Annotated in this window: 17 protein-coding genes and 1 tRNA gene; 4 read left to right on the top strand and 14 right to left on the bottom strand. The window is 71.3% G+C overall.

All coding sequences use genetic code 11. From position 1 onward, the window contains the following. Positions 1-40: 40 nt before the first annotated feature. From ACH4E7_RS35830 to ACH4E7_RS35775, 12 genes are all read right to left on the bottom strand, one after another. Entirely contained in the window at positions 41-1,099 is a 1,059-nt protein-coding gene (locus ACH4E7_RS35830) for a ketoacyl-ACP synthase III family protein (RefSeq protein ID WP_396253364.1), read from the bottom strand. Then, positions 1,096-2,067, bottom strand: a complete 972-nt coding sequence (locus tag ACH4E7_RS35825) for a hypothetical protein (RefSeq protein WP_396253363.1) — start codon at positions 2,065-2,067, stop codon at positions 1,096-1,098. Before ACH4E7_RS35825 ends, ACH4E7_RS35830 begins: the two co-directional genes overlap by 4 nt. Continuing rightward, complete coding sequence (locus ACH4E7_RS35820; RefSeq protein ID WP_396253362.1) at positions 2,064-3,323, bottom strand: cytochrome P450; 1,260 nt, start codon at positions 3,321-3,323, stop codon at positions 2,064-2,066. The genes ACH4E7_RS35825 and ACH4E7_RS35820 overlap by 4 nt, the downstream gene beginning before the upstream one ends. Continuing rightward, on the bottom strand, positions 3,320-6,229 hold the full coding sequence (locus ACH4E7_RS35815) for a PEP/pyruvate-binding domain-containing protein (RefSeq protein WP_396253361.1): 2,910 nt from the start codon (positions 6,227-6,229) through the stop codon (positions 3,320-3,322). The genes ACH4E7_RS35820 and ACH4E7_RS35815 overlap by 4 nt, the downstream gene beginning before the upstream one ends. Then, on the bottom strand, positions 6,222-6,911 hold the full coding sequence (locus ACH4E7_RS35810) for a nitroreductase family protein (RefSeq protein ID WP_396253360.1): 690 nt from the start codon (positions 6,909-6,911) through the stop codon (positions 6,222-6,224). The genes ACH4E7_RS35815 and ACH4E7_RS35810 overlap by 8 nt, the downstream gene beginning before the upstream one ends. Next, positions 6,908-7,576 carry a methyltransferase family protein gene (locus ACH4E7_RS35805; protein WP_396253359.1) on the bottom strand — a complete coding sequence of 223 codons (669 nt, stop codon included), beginning with the start codon at positions 7,574-7,576 and terminating at the stop codon, positions 6,908-6,910. Before ACH4E7_RS35805 ends, ACH4E7_RS35810 begins: the two co-directional genes overlap by 4 nt. Further along, positions 7,573-8,442, bottom strand: a complete 870-nt coding sequence (locus ACH4E7_RS35800) for an AfsA-related hotdog domain-containing protein (RefSeq protein WP_396253358.1) — start codon at positions 8,440-8,442, stop codon at positions 7,573-7,575. Before ACH4E7_RS35800 ends, ACH4E7_RS35805 begins: the two co-directional genes overlap by 4 nt. A 566-nt stretch (positions 8,443-9,008) precedes the next feature. Further along, a complete protein-coding gene (locus ACH4E7_RS35795) occupies positions 9,009-9,656 on the bottom strand; it encodes a hypothetical protein (protein ID WP_396253403.1) in 648 nt (215 codons plus the stop codon). A 431-nt stretch (positions 9,657-10,087) separates the two neighbouring features. Then, positions 10,088-10,834 (bottom strand): DUF6928 family protein, encoded by a 747-nt coding sequence (locus tag ACH4E7_RS35790; RefSeq protein ID WP_396253357.1) that lies wholly within the window; start codon positions 10,832-10,834, stop codon positions 10,088-10,090. A gap of 82 nt (positions 10,835-10,916) precedes the next feature. Then, entirely contained in the window at positions 10,917-11,576 is a 660-nt protein-coding gene (locus ACH4E7_RS35785) for a hypothetical protein (protein ID WP_396253356.1), read from the bottom strand. A 56-nt stretch (positions 11,577-11,632) separates the two neighbouring features. Further along, positions 11,633-13,144, bottom strand: a complete 1,512-nt coding sequence (locus ACH4E7_RS35780) for a hypothetical protein (RefSeq protein ID WP_396253355.1) — start codon at positions 13,142-13,144, stop codon at positions 11,633-11,635. Positions 13,145-13,459: 315 nt separating this feature from the next. Then, positions 13,460-13,972 (bottom strand): DUF2716 domain-containing protein, encoded by a 513-nt coding sequence (locus ACH4E7_RS35775; protein WP_396253402.1) that lies wholly within the window; start codon positions 13,970-13,972, stop codon positions 13,460-13,462. 1,002 nt (positions 13,973-14,974) lie between these two features. Here ACH4E7_RS35775 and ACH4E7_RS35770 point away from each other — a divergent pair. The 4 genes from ACH4E7_RS35770 (at position 14,975) to ACH4E7_RS35755 (ending at position 19,450) form a co-directional block, all read left to right on the top strand. Further along, the gene (locus tag ACH4E7_RS35770) at positions 14,975-16,828 is read left to right on the top strand and encodes a hypothetical protein (RefSeq protein ID WP_396253354.1); all 1,854 of its coding nucleotides are present in this window, start codon (positions 14,975-14,977) and stop codon (positions 16,826-16,828) included. A gap of 1,004 nt (positions 16,829-17,832) precedes the next feature. Continuing rightward, complete coding sequence (locus ACH4E7_RS35765; protein ID WP_396253353.1) at positions 17,833-18,261, top strand: hypothetical protein; 429 nt, start codon at positions 17,833-17,835, stop codon at positions 18,259-18,261. A gap of 704 nt (positions 18,262-18,965) precedes the next feature. Beyond that, positions 18,966-19,039 (top strand) — tRNA-Met (locus tag ACH4E7_RS35760). A 153-nt stretch (positions 19,040-19,192) separates the two neighbouring features. Continuing rightward, the gene (locus ACH4E7_RS35755; RefSeq protein WP_396253352.1) at positions 19,193-19,450 is read left to right on the top strand and encodes an integrase core domain-containing protein; all 258 of its coding nucleotides are present in this window, start codon (positions 19,193-19,195) and stop codon (positions 19,448-19,450) included. A gap of 121 nt (positions 19,451-19,571) precedes the next feature. Here ACH4E7_RS35755 and ACH4E7_RS35750 read toward each other — a convergent pair whose 3' ends face one another. After that, positions 19,572-21,185, bottom strand: a complete 1,614-nt coding sequence (locus tag ACH4E7_RS35750; RefSeq protein ID WP_396253351.1) for a peptide chain release factor 3 — start codon at positions 21,183-21,185, stop codon at positions 19,572-19,574. 66 nt (positions 21,186-21,251) lie between these two features. Then, positions 21,252-21,521 carry a hypothetical protein gene (locus tag ACH4E7_RS35745; RefSeq protein ID WP_396253350.1) on the bottom strand — a complete coding sequence of 90 codons (270 nt, stop codon included), beginning with the start codon at positions 21,519-21,521 and terminating at the stop codon, positions 21,252-21,254. Positions 21,522-22,099: the final 578 nt, after the last annotated feature.

The raw sequence follows: 22,099 nt of genomic DNA, 5'->3' as shown, positions 1-22,099 counted from the left end.
CAGACCCCGCCCCGGCTCGGACGGGCGCGGGGCGACGGCGTCACCAGGTGGGGTGGTCCAGGACCTCGACGACGGCGGCGGCGAGGGAGATGCCGCCGCCGTTGCCCACCAGCAGAACGTGGTCGCCCGGGCCGACGGCGCCGGTGTCCACCAGACGGGCCAGGGCGAGGAACTGGTCGCAGGCGCCCAGGTGGCCGACGGTACGGCCGAGGTCGAGCATGCCGCGCTCGGGCGCGATGCCCAGAGGGCTCAGCAGGCCCTCCACGTACTGCGGGCTACCGCTGAACACGTGGGTGACCCGGGTGATGTCGGCGGAGGTGACACCCGCCTCGTCGATCGCCTGCCGGGCGATGGCGGTGCGGGCCTCCGCGAGTTCGCGGGCCATCGTCAGACGCAGGTCCCGGTCCTCCACCTGCTCCGCGTAGGCGCTCATCCGCCGGCCCAGCGGGATCCGGGGGCCGCCGCCCGCGGCGGCCGGCGGGAACATGTCCTCCGTCCCCCGGTAGAGCCGCTCCCAGGAGGAGAGCGAGGACAGGGCGAGCGAGCGGATCCGCAGCGGACCGGCGGTGGCGGACAGCAGCACGGCGCAGCCGGCGTCGCCGAGGATCGACGCGCGCCCGGTGTTCCAGCCGTGCGCGTAGGTGAACCGGTCCCACGTCGGCGTGCCGAAGTTGTCCGCCGCCGAGACGAGGACGGCGGACCCCTGCGGGGCGTGGACCAGGTGGCCGTGCGCGAGGCGAGCGGCGTCCAGCATCGCCGTGCAGCCCTGGTTCAGTCCGATCGCCGGTGCCGTCGTGCCAAGGACCTGGTCCTGCACGTAGTTCGCGGCGTACCAACCGTCCGGGCCCTGGTGGTAGACGCCCGCGTGCACCACCAGGCACACCTCCTCGGCCTTCAGGCCGGAGCGCTTGAGGGCGAGCCGGGCGGCCTCGGCGGCCAGTTCCGGCGCCGGGGTGTCGTCGGCCACCGACACGCTGGTCCAGCCGCCGTCCCGGGCCTGCTCCGCGCCGGACCGCCCGGCGGCGACCGCCTCGGCGATCGGCCACAGCCGGGGCAGGTGGCCGGCCAGCCCCGCGATGTACAGGTGGTCCGTCTTCATGGGATGCTCCCCAGGCCGATCAGCAGATGACAGATGAAGACGGCCGGCAGGTAGCCGGCCACCGCCGCGACGGGCCAGCGCGCCGCCCCGGCGCGGGTGAAGCTCCGGGCGGCGCGGACCGCGAGGACGGCCGGCAGCAGCGCCAGCCAGCCCCACCACCCGGCCGCCCCTCCCGCCCAGGGGCGCAGCACCGCCAGCGACGCCCCGGCGGAGCCGGCGGCAAAGACCAGCGCGAGCACGACGGTCGCGCGCAGGCCGAAGACCCGGACATAGGTGCGCTCGCATGGGGCCGGATCGCGCACGATCTTGCGGGCGAGCTCATGGTGGGCGGCCGCGAGCATGGTCACCAGCAGCGACGGGAGCACGTGCCGGCCCGCCTGCAGGACGGAGCCGGTGTCCAGGCCGGTGTCGTGCAGGAAGACCGCGTACAGGTAGAGGTTGAGCAGGATCTGCACCGGGGAGCTCAACAGGACGCCGGTGACCACCGCGTCCCCGCGCGGCCACCCGAAGCGCAGCTCCGCGCCCACCAACAGGGTGGTGTAGGCGAGTTGGGCGGCGAGCAGGAGCAGGGCGGCCCGGTTGCCCGCGTTGAGGAGCAGCAGCAGTACGGCGCCGGCGGCTGCGAGGAGGTGGAGGTCGCGTGGCAGCACGGCGCCGCGGGCCAGCGGGCGGGCCGGGTTGTGGCGCCGATCGTAGGGCAGGTCGCGCAGGTCGTCGGCGGCCCGCAGGAGCAGCAGGTCGACCAGGACGGTCACCGCCGCCACCACGGTGCCCCACCCGGGGCGCCAGTGCGCGGCGCGCCCGTCGGCCGCGGCGAACAGGCCGGTGGCGCCGAACGCCCACACCACGGCGAACACCAGCGAGAACGGAAGCGGGAAGCTGCCACGCACGAACGCGCCGAGGCGAACGGCGAGCGGACCGGGGCCGGTGGGGGCGGGGGCGGCCGGGAGGGCGGGGTGGTCGGTCATGCCGGCCGCTCCGCGGCGGGTCCGGCCACCCTGGCGGCGCTCCAGCGCACCGGGAGCCGCCAGACGCCGTTGACGAACATCGTCCGGCGCCATTCCAGTTCCTCCTCGGGGATGGCGAGTTCGAGCACGTCGAAGCGGCGTAGCAGCGCGTTGACGCCGATCTGTAGCTCGGCGCGGGCGAGTTCGGCGCCCAGGCAGAGGTGGCGCCCGTAGCCGAAGGCGAGGTGGGACGCGACGTCCGGGCGGTCGGGGTCGAAGGCGTCCGGGTCGGCGAAGACGGCCGGGTCGCGGTTGGCGGCGTCGGTGAGCGGCACCACGATCTGACCGGCCGACACCGGGCAGCCGCCCAGCACGGTGTCCTCGGTCACCAGGTGGGGCGCGCCACCGGTGTTGTTGAGGGAGGTGAAGCGCAGCATCTCCTCGATCACCGCCGGGGTGCGCCCGGGCTGCTCGCGGAGCGTCTCGGCCAGGGCGGAGTGCCGGAGGAGCAGCAGCACGCACATGCCGAAGGAGTTGCCGGTGGTCTCGTAGCCGGCCATCAGCATGCCCGAGCCGAGGGCCACCACCTCCCGGTCGGACAGCCGCCGGTCGGGGTCGCCGTCGGGCCGGGTCGCCAGTGCGGTGAGCAGGTCCTCGGGCGGGTTTCCGGCCTCGGCGGCACGCCGCTTGTCGGCGACGAGGGCGGTGAAGTAGTCATCCATCCGGGCCTGGGCGGCGGCGACCTCCTCGCCGGTGTGGCCGGAGGTGGACATGAGGATGTCGACCTCGGCGCGCAGCAGGGCGCTGTCGTCCACCGGCACGCCGAGCACCTCGCAGATCACCTGCATCGGGAACGGCACGGTGAAGCCGCCCACCAGGTCCGCCTCGCCAGCGGCGGCACCGGCGGTCAGCTCGTCGAGCAGGCGGTCGGCGAGGGCCTCCAGACGCGGGCGCAGCAGACGGACCTGGCGCGCGGTGAACGCGGGGAGGATCGCACGACGGCGGCGGGTGTGGTCGGGCGCGTCGGCGGTGGCCAGCAGGACGGACTCGGTCCTGCGGGCGAACAGCGGGCGGGCGAGTTCGGTGTAGCCGGCGCGGCTGAACCGGTCGTCCCCCAGGACGGCGGTGACGTCCTGGTGCCGCGTCACGAGCAGGGCGGGCTGCCCGCTGGACAGCCGTACCGGGTGCGGGGCGCCGGTGCGCAGCACGTCCTGGTAGCCGTCCGGCGGGCGGACGTCACCGGCGGGCGGGAAGGGGAAGCGGGCCGGGTCGGTCATGTCGTCTCGCCCTTCGCGGTCGTGACGGCCTCGGCGGCGTCGGTGGTCGTGGCGGGTGCGGATGCGGCTCGGTCGACGGGGGCGTTGGCGCCGGCGGTCGCGTCGGCGGTGGCGGCGGGTTCCGCGGGCTGGGCGGACGGCGGGAGCAGGCGCACGGTGCCGGCGGTGCCGTCGATCTCGATCCACGCGCCGTCGGGGATCGCGGTGGTGGCGCCCGGGACGGCGACGACCGTCGGGATACCGAGCAGGCGGCCGGTGATCGCGGTGTGGGACAGCAGGGTGCCCCGTTCGACCACCATGCCCGTGGCCGACATCATGAGGAACAGCCAGCCGGGGTCGGTCTCCCGGGCGACCAGGATCCGTCCGGCGGCCAGGTCGGGATCGGTGGACGGATCGAGCACCACCTTCGCCCGGCCGCGGACCACCCCGCTGCTGGAGCCGATGCCGCGCAGGAGGTCGTCGCTCGTCGTGCCGGCCGCGCCGACCGCGACCGCCTGGGGCAGGGCCCGGACGAGCGGTAGACCGGAGGGAGTCCCCAGCAGGGGAGCACGTTGCGGGTTCTCGGCCCACCGCTCGCGCCGGGCGCGGCGCAGCGCGACCAGCGCGCGCAGGTCGGTGACGGTGCCGGTGCCGTCGAACGCGCCGATGACCTCGTCGACAGTCAGGTCGGCCACGTCGAGCCGGTCGTCGAGCACACCGGCGCGGGCGAGTTCCGCGCCCAGCTTCCACATCACGTCACGGGACAGTCCGAACAACTGGGTGCGGCAGAACCGGGTGTCCTCGCGGATCCGGGCGAGGTCCCGGGCCAGGGAGGTGATGCCGAGCAGGACGGCGCGCTTCGCCGGGTTCGGACACACCTCGCGCAACCGCTCGCGGGCGCGCTGGACGGCGGCCTGCTCGCCGGCGCGGTTGGCCGCGACGGTCGCTCCCTGGCGCACCAGCGGCCGGATCAGGGCGAGCACGGTCCACGGGCGCTGGCGGGGCGTGGGCTCCTCCAGCTTGAGGTCGTGCAGCGCGCGGTCGCCGTAGCGGGCCACGTAGCCGCGGGCGGCGTCGGCGACGGCCACGCCGTGCCGGCCGGAGACGATCTGCTGCCACAGCTGCTCCGGGTCGCTCCGGTCCTCGAGCACCGCGGCGCGCAACTCGGGGACGGCGCTGACGAGTTCCGCCAGGGCCATGGCCGCGCGGACCGCTTCCAGGGAGCGGTTCTCCCTCCCGCCGCCCATCAGTCCGACCAGAACCTGCGGGCCCTCGCCGGTCCAGCGGCGCAGCAGGGCGCCGCCCGCGCCGAGCACGACCAAGGCGATGAACGCGTTGACCAGGGTCACCCCCCAGCGCTCGCCGGCACGCTCCCACAACCTCCGGTAGAAGGCGATCAGCTCCTCCGACGAGTCGCCGACGGTCTCCGCCTCGGCCATCTGCCGGTCCCACCAGCGCAGGAAGCTCTTCACCTGCCACGGGTGCAGCGCGCTGCGCCAGGCCAGCCCGGGCAGGGCGCGGATGACCGCCGGCGCGGCCCAGCGACGCTCGCCGCGGGCGGGGCCGGTGATGCCCATGGCCTGCTCCCAGCCGCGGCGCACCAGTTCGAACACCGGCATCTGCCCGTGCAGGGCGTGCCAGTCCTCCAGCCGGTAGTAGACCTGGCCTTCCAGGTAGCCGACCATCCGTGCGAGCCGGTGCGCGTTGTCCCGGACCCAGGACTCGGGCACACCCATCCGCCGGTAGAGGTCGGTGAAGGAGCGGCGGTAGAACTCCCGGGACTGGGAGAAGGTGAGCGCGCCCGAGACGCCGGGGAAGCTCTCGGTGATATTGTGGTTGCCCCAGTAGACGCGGGCGGGCCCGTCCCCCGCCGGGCCGGCGGCCGTGACAGCGCCGGTGGCGTCGGTGGTGGTGGGCGCGGGCGGGGTGAGGACCATCGGGCGGGCCTGCACCAGGTGGATGACCCCGTCCTCGGTGAGGGCGCCCTCGATGTCCTGCGGAACGCCGAAGACCTCCTCCACCCGGGCGGCCAACTCCGCCACCGCGCGCACCTGCTCGTCGTCGAGCACCGGCAGGTCGGCCAGCCGCTCGGCCACCGGCAACCGGACCGCTGTCCCGGCGGAGGCACCCTCGGGCAGGCCCACGAACCACCGCTTGTGCACGGTCCGCGCGCTCACCTCGCCGGTGGCCGGGTCGTGGAAGAAGTGGTCGATGTCCGCCTTCTCCTGGACGACGCCCTCGCCGATGCCGTACGCGGCCGCGACCACCCGGCGCGGCGAACCGTCCCGGGGGTCGCGGGTGAACGCCACGAACGAGCGGGTGCCGAGCACCATCCGCTGCACGCCGACCGCGACCCGGGCGCGCAGCGGGTCCACTCCGCGCAGGATGCGGTAGCGCACCGCCTGCGGGTTGAACGCGGAGGCCCAGCAGCGCACCACGGCGTCGGCCAGTCCGTCCTCGTCGACGTACAGGAAGCTGTCGCTCATGCCCGCGAACGGGTCGACGGCGCTGTCCTCCCCCACCGCCTCGTCCACCGACCCGGCCCCGGCAGGGGTCTCCGGCACGGTCACCGGGACGACGCAGGCCCGCACCGCGACCAGGCCGTCCCGCCCGGCCAGCACGGCGAACTCCTTGCGGACCCGCTCCACCAGCGCCGCGGGCAAGCTCGACGCGGCCAGCGCCGCCCGTGCCGCCGCGCACCAGACCTCCACCGCCTCCCGCCCGGCGTCGTCCGCAGGCACCGGCGGCAGCGCGGGGCGCAGCGCGTCCAGGGCCTCGTCGAAGGCGGCGGCAGGCAGGCAGAAGAACTCCGGCACCCGGAACCCGGCACGCCGCAGCACCTCCTGACGCGCGAACTTGTTCCCGACCCGCGCGGCGTCCGCCAGCACGTCCTCGTCGGCCGCCGTGGTCACCACGAGCTCAGTCATCCAACCCACCGCCCCATGTCCTGCCACCCCAGCCGTCCAGGTGCAGCACACCGTCCACCGACCGGCGCGGCGCCGGTCCGAATCCGTCCCCCAACACGTGCGCGGTGGGGATCAGTGCCCCCTGGCGCACGTCGCACGGCAGTCCGAGGATGTCGGCGACCTCCTCCTCCGCGTCCAGGTGCACCGTCGTCCACGCCGTCCCGAGCCCGCGGGCGCGGGCGGCGAGCATGTAGCTCCAGGCGGCCGGCAGCAGCGACCCCCACACACCCGCCTGGCTGCCCGTCGGCAGTGGCCGTCCATCGAGTTCCAGGCACGGGATCACCAGGACCGGCACCTCGTGCAGGTGTTCCGCCAGGTGCCGGCCGCCGGCCAGCATCCGGTCGGACACCGCGCCACCGGCCGCCCCCGCGGCGCCGTGCCGCGGGTAGCGGGCTTCGAAGACCCGCCGGTACACCTCCGCGATCCGCTGGCGCCGGCCGTCGTCGGTCACCACAAGCCAGTGCCAGCGCTGCCTGTTGCCGCCGTTGGGCGCCTGGAGCGCGATCTCCACGCACGCGCGCACCAGCGCGAGGTCCACCGAGCGCGTCAGGTCCAGCCGCAGGCGCACCGACCGGGTGGTGGTCAGCAGTTCGTCCGGGGTCAGCGGCACCGTGACCCGCGCCGGGCGGGCGGGGGCGCTCACCACAGTCCTGGCACGAGGCTGGCGTGGTCGGCCGCGTAGGCGCGGTACCCGGGGATGTTCACCAGCATGCGCTCCTCGGTGCGGATCCGGAAGATGATCGCGGCGGCCAGCGCGACGAGCAGTGCCAGGCTCAGCGGGTTCAGGAAGAAGCCGACGAAGCCGACGTGCGCCGACAGCATGCCCGCGTAGGCGGGGTGCCGTATGAAGCGGTAGACGCCCCAGGTGACGACCTGGTGGTCGGTCTGCCGCGTGACGTGGTGGGAGTAGAACCGCCCCAGCGTGTGGATCGCGACCTGGCGCAGCACCACCCCGCCGGCGAACACCGCCGCCGGAACCAGCAGCAGCGGCGACCAGGTGTGCCAGGGCAGCGGGCCGAGCACGGCCGCGGACACGGTCGCGATCCGGGCCGCCGCGTAGAGCAGCAGCGTCGCAGACTCGCGGGGCGCGGCGCCGGAGGTCCGGAAGGTCACCGGGATCTCGACCGCCAGCCATCCCAGGTAGCAGACGGCCAGGACGGCGGCGACCAGGTCCACCGGCTCGCCGGCGTGCCGCAGGTGCGTCACCAGCCCCGTGCCGGTCACGAGCACCGCGACGACGAACAACAGCTGCGGTGCCCGCACCGCCCAGGACGAGCCCGTGCCCGCCCCCTGTTCCACCGTGCTCACTTGGCCGCCCTCCGCTTCAGGTAGCCGGCGCGGCTGAGGGTGTGGACGCCGATCTCGCACCAGCCGTGCCGCTCGCCGCTCGCCGCGTCCGCCACCGTGAACCCGAACACCGAACGTGCCCCGCGCGCCGGTGCGAACTCCCACCGCAGCTCCAGGGGTACCGCGACCGGCAGACCGATCGGCAGGTCCGCGTTCAGCGACAGCCAGAGCATCTGCGCGTCCGCGTCCCGGCCGTGGGCGGTGTGGCCCAGCATCGTCGCGAGCTGCCGGGACGACTCGATCAGGGCGCCCGGTGTGTGCACGCCCGCGCCCGCCAACCGGTGTTCCGGCGGCGGCACGAGCACGGCCGCCCGCTCGGTCCGCACCAGGCCGCCCACCAGGACGTTCTCCGGCCGGAGCCTGTGAACCAACGCGGGGTCCGCCGGGGCCCCGGCCCCGCGCGCGGCGCCGGACACCACCGTCTGCGCGGAGCCGGACACCACCGTCTGCGCGCGGCCGGCCGGCACGGCGGGTCCGGTGGGAGCGGCGGTGCCCACGGTCGCCCGGCAGACGGCCGCGCCGTCCTGGACGGCGGTCAGCTGCCACGCGGGCCTGTCGCAGGCCGCGACCGGTTCACCGCGCAGCCACACCGGCCGGCTCAGCTCGCACATCCGGTCGAAGGTCATCGACAGCCGCAACCGGCCGCCTGCCGCTTCCATCCACCCCGGCTCCCTCGCCCGGACCAGGTCCAGCAAGCCGGCCACCAGCAGCATTCCCGGCACGTGGTCGAGCGGGTGGTCGAAGAAGCACCGGTCCCCCTCGTCCACCACCACGGGAACCAGCACACCCGGGCCGTCGGACATGTCCGAGGAGCCCGTCTTTTCCATGGGCAACGTACTCAAAGCCATCCCCCAAAGAGTCATCTGACGGTCAATCAGAACAACTGATGGTGACTCAGTTAGGTGTGAGACGCCTGATACTGAGGATGTCACGAGGACCGAGGAAACCATCGATCACCAGTCCGATCAACCTGCTCCGGTGCACACCTCCGACACGCCCGCGTCGACGTCCCCCGGTCCGACCGGCGCCGCGACACCGTCCGCCGCGGCCACCCGACGAGGACGCCGCCCGCACCGCACCGCTTCCTCGACGGCGAGGCCCCGGCTACACTCCCTACCCGGGACAGACCCGCGACCGTCCCGCCCCATGCTGCTTGTGGCGCCCCTCACCGGGACCGCCCGTCAGTGATCCGCGGCTCCAGGGCCCGAGCCCCTGGCCGCGCACACGACGAAGCGGGGCCGTCTCACCTCGGTGAGACGGCCCCGCTCGGCCGTCGTGCCCGGTCGACCGGCACGCCGGTGCCACCGGTGGGCCGGGCGCCCGCGTCCGGGGTACCCGGCCCGGTCTTGGGGGCAGCCGTCTCCTCGTTTTGCCCATCGGGCGGGTAGGTCCGTCAGGCGGTGGCCCCGCCTGCGGCTTCCTCGGCGTCGGCCGGCCGCTTCCGCAGCGCCACGACCCCGCCGATCCGGGACAGCAGCACGATCGCCGCGCCGACGTATCCCAGGACGTTGACGGTGGTGCCGCCGTCGAGCAGCCACGAACCGGCCCAGGAACCGGCCGCGCTGCCCAGGTTGAAGGCCGACGCGTTGGCGGCCAGGACGAGCGGCGATCCGCCGCCGGCCGCGCCCAGCGCCCAGGCCTGCAACGGTGGCACCAGGGCCCCGAGGCCACACCGATGAGCAGCACCGCGACGGTGGTCGGCCACGCTTGCCGGCGCCCGCGCGCCGATCAGCAGCAGCATCACCGCCAGGACGGCCAGCATCCCGGCGATCGTGCCGCGCAGCGACCGGTCGGCCAGGCGGCCGCCCAGCGCGTTGCCGACGAACCCTCCCAAGCCGAAGACGAACAGCATGCCGGCCGCCACGGCGCCGAGGCCGGTGAGGTCGCGCAGCAGCGGGGTGAGGTAGCTGTAGAGCAGGAACCAGCCGGTCTGGGACACCGCCGTGACGCCCATCGCCCACAGCACCTCGGAGCGGCCGAGCGCTTTGAGCTCGGTAGCCACCGACACCTTCTGTCCGCCACCGAGGCCGCCGGGGACCAGCGCCGAGATGCCGACTCGAGGGTCTCTTCGCCGCGGACTTTGCCTACCTGCAGGACCTGTACAGGCGGATCAATGAGAGCGGCGGAGACCGCACGCTCGTCGTCTGTCCGAACTGCCAGCATGAGTTTGCAGCGTGACTGACTGAGCCTGCGGTTGACCGCTTCTGACGCGGCTTTCGCCGGCAGGTGCGCCAGTTAGCTGTGTCGCAGCGATCTGCGGCGAGGCCACTGGCGCCGTTCGGCAGGCCTCCGTGTCGCCCTGCTGTCCGGCTTCCCCCGGCCGGGCCGCGACGGCAGCGTCTACCCGGCCATCGACCGCATGTTCAAACGCGGCCTGCTCGACCACCGCGTCGAACCCGGCTCCGTGGCCGCCCAGCCCTACGCCCTGAGCTTGGCCGACGCCGGCCGCGCCGAGCTGCTGCAACGACTGGGTCACCCCGCCGACGCGCCATCGGGGCCCAGCACGTAGGTACGCGGCGGCCCCATGTCCGCCACGGCCGCTCTGAGCGTGGCCTCCTTCACTGCGGGATCCGGAGCATCCGGATCCCGCACCAGGAAACCGTGAAGCCCGATGGCGACCGCATCCACGTCACCGGGATCCGGGCGGCCTTCCACGATGAACCCACAGAGCGCACGCAGTGCGTCCTCTCCCATCTCCAGCGGGTGGAACGGTAGCGCGTACGGCTCGGCATCCTCGTCCGGCCACGGGATGACCTCTGCACGGCGCTCCCCAGCCCAGTAGGGCGCTTCGAAGGGAAGCGGCTCGCCGATGTTCTCGACGATCCCGCTGTCCGGGGACAGACTCAGTGAGCGGATGAGACGCCCGTCCTCCCACACACCGAAGGCCAGCCAGTCGACCACGCTGTGCATGGCGTGCAGCACCATCCGCCGGCCCACGCTCGCCGCCACAAGCTCATCCGGGAGTCGAGACGGCAGATCGACCATCACACGTCGATCGCAGACCAACTCCACTCCTGGCCAGCTTCCCGCGTAGGCCCGACCGTCCGGAGGGTAGACCCCGTCCCACAGGTTCGAGCCGGCAGCCGCTTCGATCACCCAGCCCGGGTACAGGCGCTGCATCATGGCGGTCGTCCGCCCCAGGTCCGCCTCACCCACCTGCCCCAGGCGACGAGGCACGTCCCCGTCTGCGTACACCAGCAGACCAGTATTGGCGCCCAAGGATCCTCCTTACAGTAAAGCCGCGTTGGGGTCGCACCCTACTCACGAGCACCGACAAGAGGAGGCACAGCCGGCCGCTCGTTCAGACGTCCGCCACCGCGTAGCCGAGGAGGCGGGCACGCTCGGCTATCGCCTCGAAGTCCGCCGCCGGATTGAGCACACCGACCGTCCAAGGGTCCAGCGGGGCGCCCGCCAGGAGCGCAGCGACAGCCTGCCGGTCGACGGGCCGTCCGTAGTAGTCCTCCGCGTCACTGCAGACGGCCTCGGCACTGCCGTCGATCAGCACCCCGAAGAGCCAACCGGCTCCATCGGACTCCCCCGGCTCGAACACCACAGGACCGCACTGCCACGAGGTCGTGCCCGTCTCGCGCCAGGCACACATCGTCACGTCGAAGAAGCCCTCGAACTGAAGATCCGGATCAGCCGGGTAGTGCGCCAGCGCGGCGGGCAGGCCCTCCAACAGCCCAGGCCAGTGCGCCCTGGGCCACTCCCGCCACGGCGTGGCATCGCATTCATGGTCAAAACCGTAGAGAAAGACCCCGGCCGGATCGAAGACGATCCCGTACAGATCACCGGAACCGTTCTCCATCGTGGCCAGGTCCACGCCCGCACGCCAGCCCGGGACATAGCCGTGCCTCGGGGCGAAGCCGTCGAGCACGATGTCGAGCAGCGCCAGCGCCCGGCAGCGGGCACGCAGGACACCGGGGTCGGGAAGCACAGTCACGAGCTCGTGAACGTTCATGACGGTCATTGAACAGGCCGCCGCCGACAGCCGGACGATCGAGCGCAGTCTGCGCCTCAGCGCAGGAGCCCAGTCATGACATCAGCGGGGAGGGAAGGGTTGGCGGCGGCCGCCGTCACGACCTGCCAGTCCTCGTCGGCCAGCAGGCCGACGAGGACTGCGGAAGGGATCTCTGGACGCGCGGCGGCGACGCGGCGGGCCTGCGGGTCCGCCAGACATGCGAGAAGCGCCGCGAGCGAGGCGTTCGGGTGGCGGGCGATCTCCCGGAAGGCCTTGCGCGCGGAGACGGGCTGATGGGTCAGTCCCTCCAGGACGAGCGCGGTCGCGTCAGGGTTCGTGGCGGCCTTGGCGGCCACGCGAAGACCGTGACGGTCGATCATGGCGAGCAGCTGGTCCTCGGTGAGACCCTGGTGCGGGGCGATTGCTTTGAGGACCTTCGCGTCGCAGTCGCGGACGAGCATGTCGCGGATCGCGTCCGGCAGGTCCCGGCGCAGGGCGATCAGCATGCGCAGGGTCGGGTCGGCGGCCGTGGCGAGGTCAACAACCTCCGCAGGCGTGGCCGCGGCGATGCGTGGGAGCAGCGGAGAGCCGAGTTTGGTGGAGCGGGTGAGCTGTGCCAACACGTCCAGCGGCAGGCCCGGGTGGTGTGCGAGGGACCGCTGGACGTCGTGGCCGTGGTCCTGGGCCAGCCTGCGGATCATGGCCTCGTCTATCGACGGGTTCTTCGCCAGTGCCGCGCGGACCCACGGCACAGGGTCCCCGGCCAGTTGCGCGTAGGCGTGCCGCGGCAGACCCTCGCGTGCGGCGACGAGTTCACGCAGCAGCGCCGACGGGTGGTCGGCGAACCGGGCCACGGCCGGCGCCGGGGTGGCCGCGTTGTGCAGCGCCTGCCACTGAATGTCGTGCACGGCGGACTGATGGGATCCATCACACGCGTCCCCGGGCAACAGCACGCAATCGCCATGAGGGCAGTCCGGCCCATGGAAGAAGGGCACCTCCTCCTGGTCGCAGACTCGGCAGAACCGCACCGCAGGCAGGCCTTCGCCGGTGAGCAGTGCCGCCAGCAGCTCCGCTGGCGTCGCCTCATTGCCGGCGACCGCGCGGCGGACCTCTGCATGCGGATGGCACGCGAGTTCGGCGGCCAGGTACGTCGGGGCCCATCGGGCGATTTCGGCGACGACCCGGGTGTCGGGGTCGTCGGCGAGGCTTCGGGCCACGTCCGGCTGGAGCCCGGGACACGCGGCCAGCTTCTCCCGGTGTTCCACGCACGGATCTGCGGCAAAGTGCCGGGCCCACTGTGGCAGGCCGGTCCCCTGGTCGAGCAGGGCGAGTGCGGCGAGCGGCTGGGAGACCGGATCGACATCCTCCGGCTGCAGCCGGCCGCCGTAGGCGAGCTGGACGGCAACCGTGTCAGATCGAGCTGCCAGCGCGCGGCCCTGATCGCGGTCCAGGTCCGGACGCAGCGCCAGCTCACTTGCGAGCTCCTCGTCCGCAGCGTCGATCAGCCGGTCAACCAGGTCGGGCGGGAGGGCGGGGTTCACGGCGAGGCCGAGCAGCGCGGGATTCACAGTGCGTCATCCTGCTGTGCGCGCCGCGGAGTGTCCCCTGAATTCTTTGCCCGCCCAGCCTTCCGCTGGCCAGTACCGGGAAGCAGTTCGTCCAGACGCTTGAAGCCCTCGGGGACGTCTACGAACTCGCAGGTCCCCTCGTGAGAATCAGGTGGTCTACCCGCGAGTCCACCCTGCCGAACCTTCGGCTTCTTCGAACCCTTGGGGCTCGCCCGGCTGGGGCTCAACCCGATCCGAGGGCCTGGCGACTGACACGCTCGGCGTTGAGGCTGCCTGCCCAGGTGTGGGGTCACACGAATGTGAGCATCCAGAGCGCTACGCATCCGGCGAACCGAAGGTCCAGACGTTGCCGACGTTGCGGCCATCGCGGCGCAGGACGGTACCGAGTAGGGAGGTGAGATCGTCATCGACCACGGCGAGGAGTTCTTCGCCGAAAACGCACAGCGAATCTTCCCACAGGTGTCCGAACGTGCCCAGGCGCAGGTCACCAGTCAGGTAGAGGTAGTAGTCGCCATCGGGGTAGACGCCTCCGGGCCAGCGTGGTTGGCCGGGGCGGCCCACTCGGTGCGGGTCGAAGCGTGCTCCGGCGTGGTTCCAGTCGAGCCAGTACAGGAGTTCTCCCGGCCCCGCGCAGGCACGCAGCCCGCGTTCGACGATGAGCTGGAGTTCGTCGACGATGGTGTCGTTGGTGCCGTCGATGGCAGCGAGGCGCCAGGTGACCGAGGCCGGAGGCTCGGTGATCCCCGGGAACATCGCGATGCTGGGCTTGAATTCGAAGCGGGCCTCGAAGCGGTCCCACAGAGCGTCGTGTTCCGGGTCGTCGAACAGCCGCTTCGGGGCGATCAGGAGCAGCGGCTATGGGCGGAGTCCAATGGAACGATGTCACCCGGGTAATCTCGCGGAAGCCCGCCTTCGTGAGCACGTCGTACTGGCTGCCGTCGGCCTCTGCCACGAGGAAGCGGACGTCATCGGCGGGGCGGGCTGGCCAGTTGAGTCGGCGTGCCCAGGCGGCCAGAGCTGGAATGAACTCCGGGTGCGGGCCCGTCATCCCGCCGACCGACACGAACGCCGTGGCCTCCACGCGCTGTGCCCACGCGGCGCCCTGGACCCGCCCATCGTCCTCGAGCACCAGGATCTGGCGTGCGCTCCATCCGATGACGCCGTCGGCCTCCAGCTCGGCCAGCGGCGTCCTCTGCGGCCCAGCCTCCCCAGCGAGACGGAGTACGCGATCGTGGAGGTGGTGGTCGCCGTAGCCGAGCTCGCGTACCCGGCGCCGTCTGGTGCCGGCTTCAGGTTCGGCTATCTCGCCGATCTCCGCGACCAGTACGGCGCGCTCCCATTCAGTCGCGAAGCCTGCCGCGCGCAGGTATTCGCCGAGTCCCGGTGTCGAGTCGTGAGAATAGACCTTCCACTCCACCGGCTCACCGCGTTCGGCGAACACCTGCTGTTGACGCTGAATCAGCTCGGCCGGGTCCGGAACGAGAACGTCAGGCAGATCGACAGTACCGTGGGTGCCGTAGTGCGTTCGCACCAGCGACCCGTCCCGCTCCACCACCGCCCCCACGGGCGTAAACCTCGGCGCCCGCCCCCGCAGCTGCGCATCATGCGCGGCAAGCAACCTGGCTACTGTCCCGGACACTCAGCATCCTCCTCGAGATCGCATCGCCCTATCCCCCGTTTCGGCAACGGACACCGCCGTTGGCCAGCGGGCGATGGAACACCGCCGACGGGCAAGGGGATCGACGCACGGCGGTAATCTGGTTGCGGCCGAACAGGTACCGCTGGCAGGATCGGCCGTATGACGAACAGAATCGAGTCCGCTCCCCGCCGGTGAGCGCGACCAGCGAGCGCAATGCGCTCGACCCACGGATGTCGCTGTACGACCACGCAACCCGGCTGCTCCAGAAGACCCCGGATGGGCCGCTGCCCGACGGCGGCCGTCCATTCCCCGATGAGCCGGACCAACCGTCCCGCACACGTTTCCGGCGTGGCGAATGGCAGGAACGCCAGGCCGAGCTCGGGCGCCTGCTCGAAGCCTTCTTCGCCGATCCGAACAGTTCCCTCGACGCTCTCCAGACGAAGTTGTGCGCCTTGGACGTGTCGGACGGGATGATCTTCAACGTACTGGAGTCCCTGCCCGCACCGGACCGCCACCGCGCCGCCGACACCGGGACGGCACTCCTGCGGACCGGTACCGACCGCCGCACCGTCTGGCTCGGGCTCGGCCTCCTCGCCATCGTCGGCGGGCCGGCGGATACGAAGCTGATCCGGACACTTGGGCTGCTCATGTGCTGCAGCTCCCGGGCGATCGCCGCGCTGGCCACCAGGGCGGGCACCACCCCGGATCTGATCTGGCTCGCCGAACGCCTCCCGGCGCGGCAGCGCTCGGAAGCCGTAACCGCCTTGTGCGCCCGAGCAGATGAGCCGCAAGCCCGTGAGTGGCTGCTGCGCACGCCTGCGGACGAGTGCCACATCGCACCGTCCCGAGCCCGCAAGATCGCCGAAGCAGTGCACCTGGCCGAAGTGCTCGACCACAGTCCCGACGATGAGCGCATTCTCGAGCAGGCGGCCCGACTGCTGGCCGCCATGACCGGTGCAAACGACTATCAGGCGCCGATCCGCAAGTACGCTGCCGCCCGCCAGGTCTACAGCATGCTGGCCGACCGGGCCGGCCGGCTGTCCCCGTCACTCGACCGGTATGCGCTCCTCGTCTCGCTCGTCCTCGACCTGCACAGCGGCCCCAGCAACCTGCTGGACTGGCCTCCGGGCGAGCGGGAGAACACCCTGGACCGGCTCCGCGCCCTGCTGAGCCACCCCCGGTGGACAGCGCAGGTCACCGCCGCGCGAACATCCCAGGATTCGGGCGCCCGCTGGCGGGCCGGATGGATCGACCGCATGCCAAAGGAGGTGCTGACCGGCGGAGGCGAGCCCCTCGACGAGCAGGACCGGCTCGCGGTGCACGTGTGTGCCCTGGATCCCGTGAGCCGCGGTGGCGTCGAGACCCGCGTCCTCGTGGACGGCAGGCCGGTGATCGCCGCAGCCTTCGACCGCGGCGTGGCACACAGCCCGGAACGACTGCTCGGCAGCGGGCAGCTTCGGGCGACTGAGGAGCCGAGGGAGGTACAGCTCGCGGAAGCCTGGTGCCATGAGGGCTGCTGCGGCGCGCTCTACGTCACCATCGTCCGCGACGGCGACACCGTGCTGTGGCACAACTGGCGCCGCCCGCCCGCACCGAAGTCCGAACCGCCGCTGCCCGACCTGCCCGAGCTTCGCTTCGATGCCGCCCGGTACGACGCTGAGATCGCCCGCGCGGAGAACGACCACAGCTGGGAATGGCCGGCCCGCACGATCGCCCGGCTGATCAGGGAACGATTGCGCCAACAGCCCGACCTGTTGGCCCAGTGGAGCTGTCAGCCGGGCTGGATCAGCACGCACTACACCCAGCGCGACCAGGTGGAGTTGAGCTTCACCTATCCGGAGCTGCCACGCTTCGGATCTGACGAGAAGCCCTGGCTGCAGTTCATCTGGAGCATCCCGGACGACGGCACCCCACCGGAGGAACAAGCGAACACGATCCTCCGCCGGCTCGCCACGGCAAGCCCCACCACCTACGCGCACCTAGCCGGCGGCAGCCGCGAGGCCGCAGAAACCCTCGGCTTCTCCTGGCCACCGGAACCCGACTGAACCCGACCTCCCGCCGCCGTCGGCTCCCAGCCCAGCTCTGTGGAGCTGGGGCCGACGGTGGGCGTGGAATGTCTCATGGCGCACTGCTACGGCCCGAACATCTCCCGGTCGTGATCCGCTCGGCTGGTGATCGCGCGCTCTGGATAGTGCCAACACGGGCACCTGACGCCACGCCAGGAACGCTGCCCCACCTTCAAACGAAGGCAGAACAGCTACCTCATCGCCGCTCAGCCCGGCTGCCCCTTGGGGCTACTGGAACCTGCGGGCGTGCACTTGATCGACGGCAGATGCGTCAAGTGTGAACCCTCCAGCCAGAATCGCCGATCACAGCGAGCAATCATCCAACCCATTGCGGTGATCAGCAAATCGGACATGCGGGAGAATGACCGCACACAGTCACCAGTTGCAGCGCCGAGCGATCCCCAGCCCCGCCGTCGAACCGTGAAAACCGTGAGACGAATGTGAGAGGCATGCCCAGGAGCACGCCGAAGGCCGCTTCCTCGCGAACGAGAAAACGGCCTCTGACCTACGACAATGGAGCTAACTCCAGTCGGGACGACAGGATTTGAACCTGCGACCCCTTGACCCCCAGCAGGCGAAAGGGGGTGACGGACCGTCCGTTCAGTCCAGAACCCGCAGGTCAGGGCCTGCGATGTCCAGCATGCGTGACGCCCGATGCCGCCTCATGACACCCAGTCCGTGAGAGGCGCGTGAGAGGTGACAGACGACTGAAGCTTTCGAGAGTGACTTGCCTCACAACTGCATTGTGCGACTCGCTCGGCCAGTCTGAGCACCTATGTCCTCGGCCCACCAAGGCTTTTGCGACCTACTCGCTTCCGGCTGTTTCCGCCTGCCCGAGGACGGCCAGAGAACGACACGGTCGCAAACTTCGGTGGCGGCGATACGACATTCACCTGTCGCCGAGTTGATCTCGGTATTCGTAGACCACCGCCTAATCTCCGAGATTCTCGCCACTCACCGGTCGGTCGTCGACGGTGGTCCAGGTGCCGTCGCCCGCGCAGCCGGGGCTCGGCGGCGAGACGGCCCCGGATCGCTCCGCTCGCGAGGTCGACGACGTACGGAATGTTCCACCCGTCATCCTCGCTCTCGCCGGCGACGGTGATCACCGCAATGGCGGCATCAACGTAGCCGCCGCTCCACGCGATGTGGGGCTCTTCGACCTCGTCGTTGTCATCGGCGCTCCCGTCCTCGTCGGCTCCCGTGGGAGTCAGGAAGCGCTCGACGGCGAAGCGGCACAGCTCGATGCCGTGGGGGTGGGCCATCTGGTGGGCGCCCTGTCCGACCGTGGGCAGGGCGTACTCGGCGATCACCCGCCCGTCGGCGGCATCCACGACCAGCCAGCGGTCTCCGCCGTCGCCCCGGTCCAGCATGGCGTCCGGCCGAAAGATCCATACGTGCGAACCATCCAGTGAGAAGGCGCAGTTGGCGAGACCGATCGAGGAGTGCGCCGGGGCTGTGAAGGGGATCCGCCAGTGCACCGCGCCGTCGGCGTCCAGGCGTAGGGCCTCGTGCTGGGTGGCGGCAACGACACTGCCGGCGTCGGGCGCGAAAACGGCGCCCCACGCGTCACGCGGGCGATCGTCCAGTCGGAACTACGGGCTCGTTGTCGGCGGCCGAGAAGTCCACAGCGAGCAACGTCCCGTTTTACACCCACGACACGGGGCCGTGCCCGGCCGGAACCGCCGAGGCAACGGCTGGCGACTATGCCGTTTCCGGCGTCAACGGCTTGGTCGTGGCGATCGGTCGAACGGGCAGCAGCATCATGGGAATGCAATGCACCGGGCCGCCCTGACAGCACCGGTCGGGCCTGGAGCGAATCCGGATGCGTGGGGGTGGGACGCGATGGCAGCGTGCAGCCCCTTTCGGGAAATGAACCGCCCGACCTGAGCGTCGCCGCCATGCGTGCGGTGGACGGTCAGTGCGACGGTCGTCCGGAGCCAATTCGTCTCCGAGGCGGCGATTGCGTACGGCCTGTCCGCCGGTGACCAGCTATCCGGCAGGTGATGCTCCATGGATTCCTGGGCCGCCGCAGCCACCTGCTGCAGGCGTTTCCTCGGCGGCGGCGGAAATGAGATTTCGTTCTGTGCCGGCTGTGCCGTAGAGTCGGTGTCACCGACGCGGGGTGGAGCAGCTCGGTAGCTCGCTGGGCTCATAACCCAGAGGTCGCAGGTTCAAATCCTGTCCCCGCTACTACGCAACAAGGCCGGGCCCGTCGCACTGTGTGCGTCGGGCCCGGCCTTCGTTTTGGTTCGGTCAGCAGTCGACGGCGGTGTCGACCTCAAATCGTCAGCGGTGAGCGGGCCGTGTGATCATCCTGACATTTTGCCCGTAATATCCCCGTTAATGGAACGCTGGGCACTCACCTGCCGACGCGAACTCCTCGACGGGACGCTGACCTGGAACCAGCGCCATCTCCTGCATGCACTGCGGGAGTTCGAGGACCACTACAACACCCACCGCCCACATCACGCACTCCACCAGGACACGTCACTGACACCACGGCCCGTCCCGATCGCCGATCCCGGGCGGATCGCCCGGCTGGACGTCCGCGGACGCGACCGTCTCGGCGACACCCTCCACGCGTACCGACATGCCGCATGACCTGCACGGACTAACTCATCGGCAGCCACAGGGGCGGCGCGCGCCGGAAGACCCCCGGCAGGGGCCGCACCAGGCGCCGTCCGCCGTGCCAAGCCGCGCCGCCGTGCCGAGAGGTCGGCGATCAGTCCGCCGTGGCGATCAGCGGCTGGAGCAGGATGTCGGGTTGGGCGCGCTGGAAGGCGTTCAGGTGCCACTTGTCGGCGAACAAGGCCAGCAGCACGTCATCCGAGCGGCGGGTGAGCACCTCGCCGTTGGTCAGACGGGCTTTGGCCAGGGCTGCGGCGCCGTCGGCGTCGGTGATCCGGGCCAAGCGGTAGGAGAGCTGGTCGAGGGTGATCGGGGAAGAGAACTCGTGCTCCATCCGGTGCAGGATCACGTCGAACTGCATCGGACCGACCGCAGCCATGACCGGCGACTGGTCGCCACGCCGGTCGGAGACCAGCACCTGGATCACGCCTTCCTCATCGAGTTGGGCGACGCCCTTGCGGAACTGCTTGGAACGGCTGATGTCCTTGGGCCGTGCCACCGCGAAGTACTCGGGGGCGAAGGCGGGCAGCGGGGGAAACTCGGTCTTCTTGCCGGTGAAGAGGGTGTCACCGACCCGCAGCGCGCTCGCGTTGATCAGGCCGACCACGTCGCCGGGGTACGCGGTGTCGACCACGGTGCGCTCGGCCCCGAAGACGGTGTGTGCGTACTTGGTTGCGAAGGAGCGGCCGCTGGCCGCGCGGGTGACGTGCATGCCGCGCTCGAAGACACCGGAGCAGACTCGGACGAAGGCGATCCGGTCGCGATGGGCCGGGTCCATGTTCGCCTGGATCTTGAACACCAGGCCGGAGAACTCCTCGCCGACCTCGCGGCTGCCGCCCTTGGCCAGCGGGCGGGGCCCGGGAGCCGGAGCGAGGTCGACCACGGCGTCCAGCAGGGGCTTCACACCGATGTTGGTCAGCGCGGCGCCGAAGAAGACCGGGCTGATCTTGCCGGCCTCGAAGGCCTCCTGGTCGTAGCCGGGGCCGGAGGAGAGCACCAGCTCCAGTTCCTCCAGCGCGGTCGTCCAGGCTTCGCCCTCCTGCTCGGCGGCCTTCTCGGAGGTGAGCTGCTCCTCGAGGGCGGCGTGCGTGCCGGCCGGCACCTTGGTGTAGCGCAGCATCTGCTCGGTGTTCCCCGCTTCGACCAGGCCGCGCAGGTTGCCGGCGTTGCCGACCGGCCAGACGACCGGGACGGGGGTGATCCCGAGGTGCGTCTCGATGTCCTCGAGCAGGGTGAGTGCATCCCGACCGCGCCGGTCCCACTTGTTGATGAAGGTGATCACGGGGAGGCCGCGATGGCGGCAGACCGCGAAGAGTTTGCGGGTCTGCTCCTCCAGGCCCTTGGCCGCGTCGACCAGCATGATCGCGCAGTCGACGGCGGCCAGCACCCGGTAGGTATCCTCGGAGAAGTCGGCGTGGCCGGGGGTGTCGACCAGGTTCATCACGTGGCCGCGATAGCCGAACTGCAATGCGGCCGAGGTCACCGAGATACCGCGCTCGCGTTCCAACTCCATCCAGTCGCTGGTCACGCCGCGTCGGTCACCCTTGGCGTGCACCGCACCGGCAGAAGTGATCGCCCGCGCGTGCAGCGCCAGCGCCTCGGTGAGCGTGGACTTGCCCGCATCCGGATGGCTGATCACGGCGAAGGTCCGTCGGCGGCCGGCCTCATGAAGGACCTGCGGGACGGGGACGGACTGTTCGGTGCTCACGGGTTTCCTCGGGTACGCATCGGCAGCAGGCCGGGTGACGCCTCTCCGTACCTGGTGAGCCGGGGATCAGGTCCACAGGCCCAAGAAGCGATAATAGGCTGCCGGACGGCGTGACCCCGAAATTCCCGTTTGCCGGCTGCTGCCCCGGCTCCAGCCGGGAAAACAGCCGAACTGCCAGGAGTCGAATCCGAGGCCGAGCCGGTCCAGGGTCCCCAGCCACAGGTTGCGCCGGCCCCGCCCGGAGTGGATCGTCAACTCGCCTTCATCGACGCCCTGTTTGGCGACGGTGCCCTGGATGAAGCGCCGGGCGACCTCCTCGCTCTCGCAACCGGCCACCTGCGGGGCTCGGAGAGTCGTCGCCGCAGGTCAAGCCCACGTATCGGTATGCGCAGGCTGGCATCGCCCGGATTGGCCGGCCTCGCCCACGACAGGTGAGCAATCCGGGCGAAGCCGGCTCCGCAGGGCGCGATGATCCGGATGCTCTCAAGCCCGTGCTCAGCGGTCATATCGGGACGCTACGCCCTGCGACACCGAGCACAGCGCCAGCGAGTCCACGACCCCTTGTCGCCACGACAAGGGATCGCCGCAGGTCAGGGCACCATTCAGCCCGTTTGTGAGTATGGAGTGAGTGCGGGGGTTCACCGGCTGCTGACGCCCGCCGGGAGACCATGAGCGTGGCCGTTCGTACGACCCGCAGGAAGTGATCACCATGCGCTCCGCAGCCCACGCCGGGCACGTCTACCGCCGGTGCGGCTGCCGCGACCACCAGGGAAAGCAGCTCGGAGCCAGCTGCCCCGATCCCGCCCTCACAATGCACTCACCGGGGTTCCGCAGGAAATCGACCTTCTGGCAGGTGTTGCGCGGTGAACGTGCTGGTCAGCGCGTCCTGGGATAGTGACCGGGCCCAGATTGCC

This window comes from Kitasatospora sp. NPDC018058 (genome assembly GCF_044327205.1).
Taxonomy (GTDB): Bacteria; Actinomycetota; Actinomycetes; order Streptomycetales; family Streptomycetaceae; genus Kitasatospora.
The sequence above is the reverse complement of the archived record's forward strand: the minus strand, read 5'-3'. Positions and strand labels throughout refer to the sequence as shown.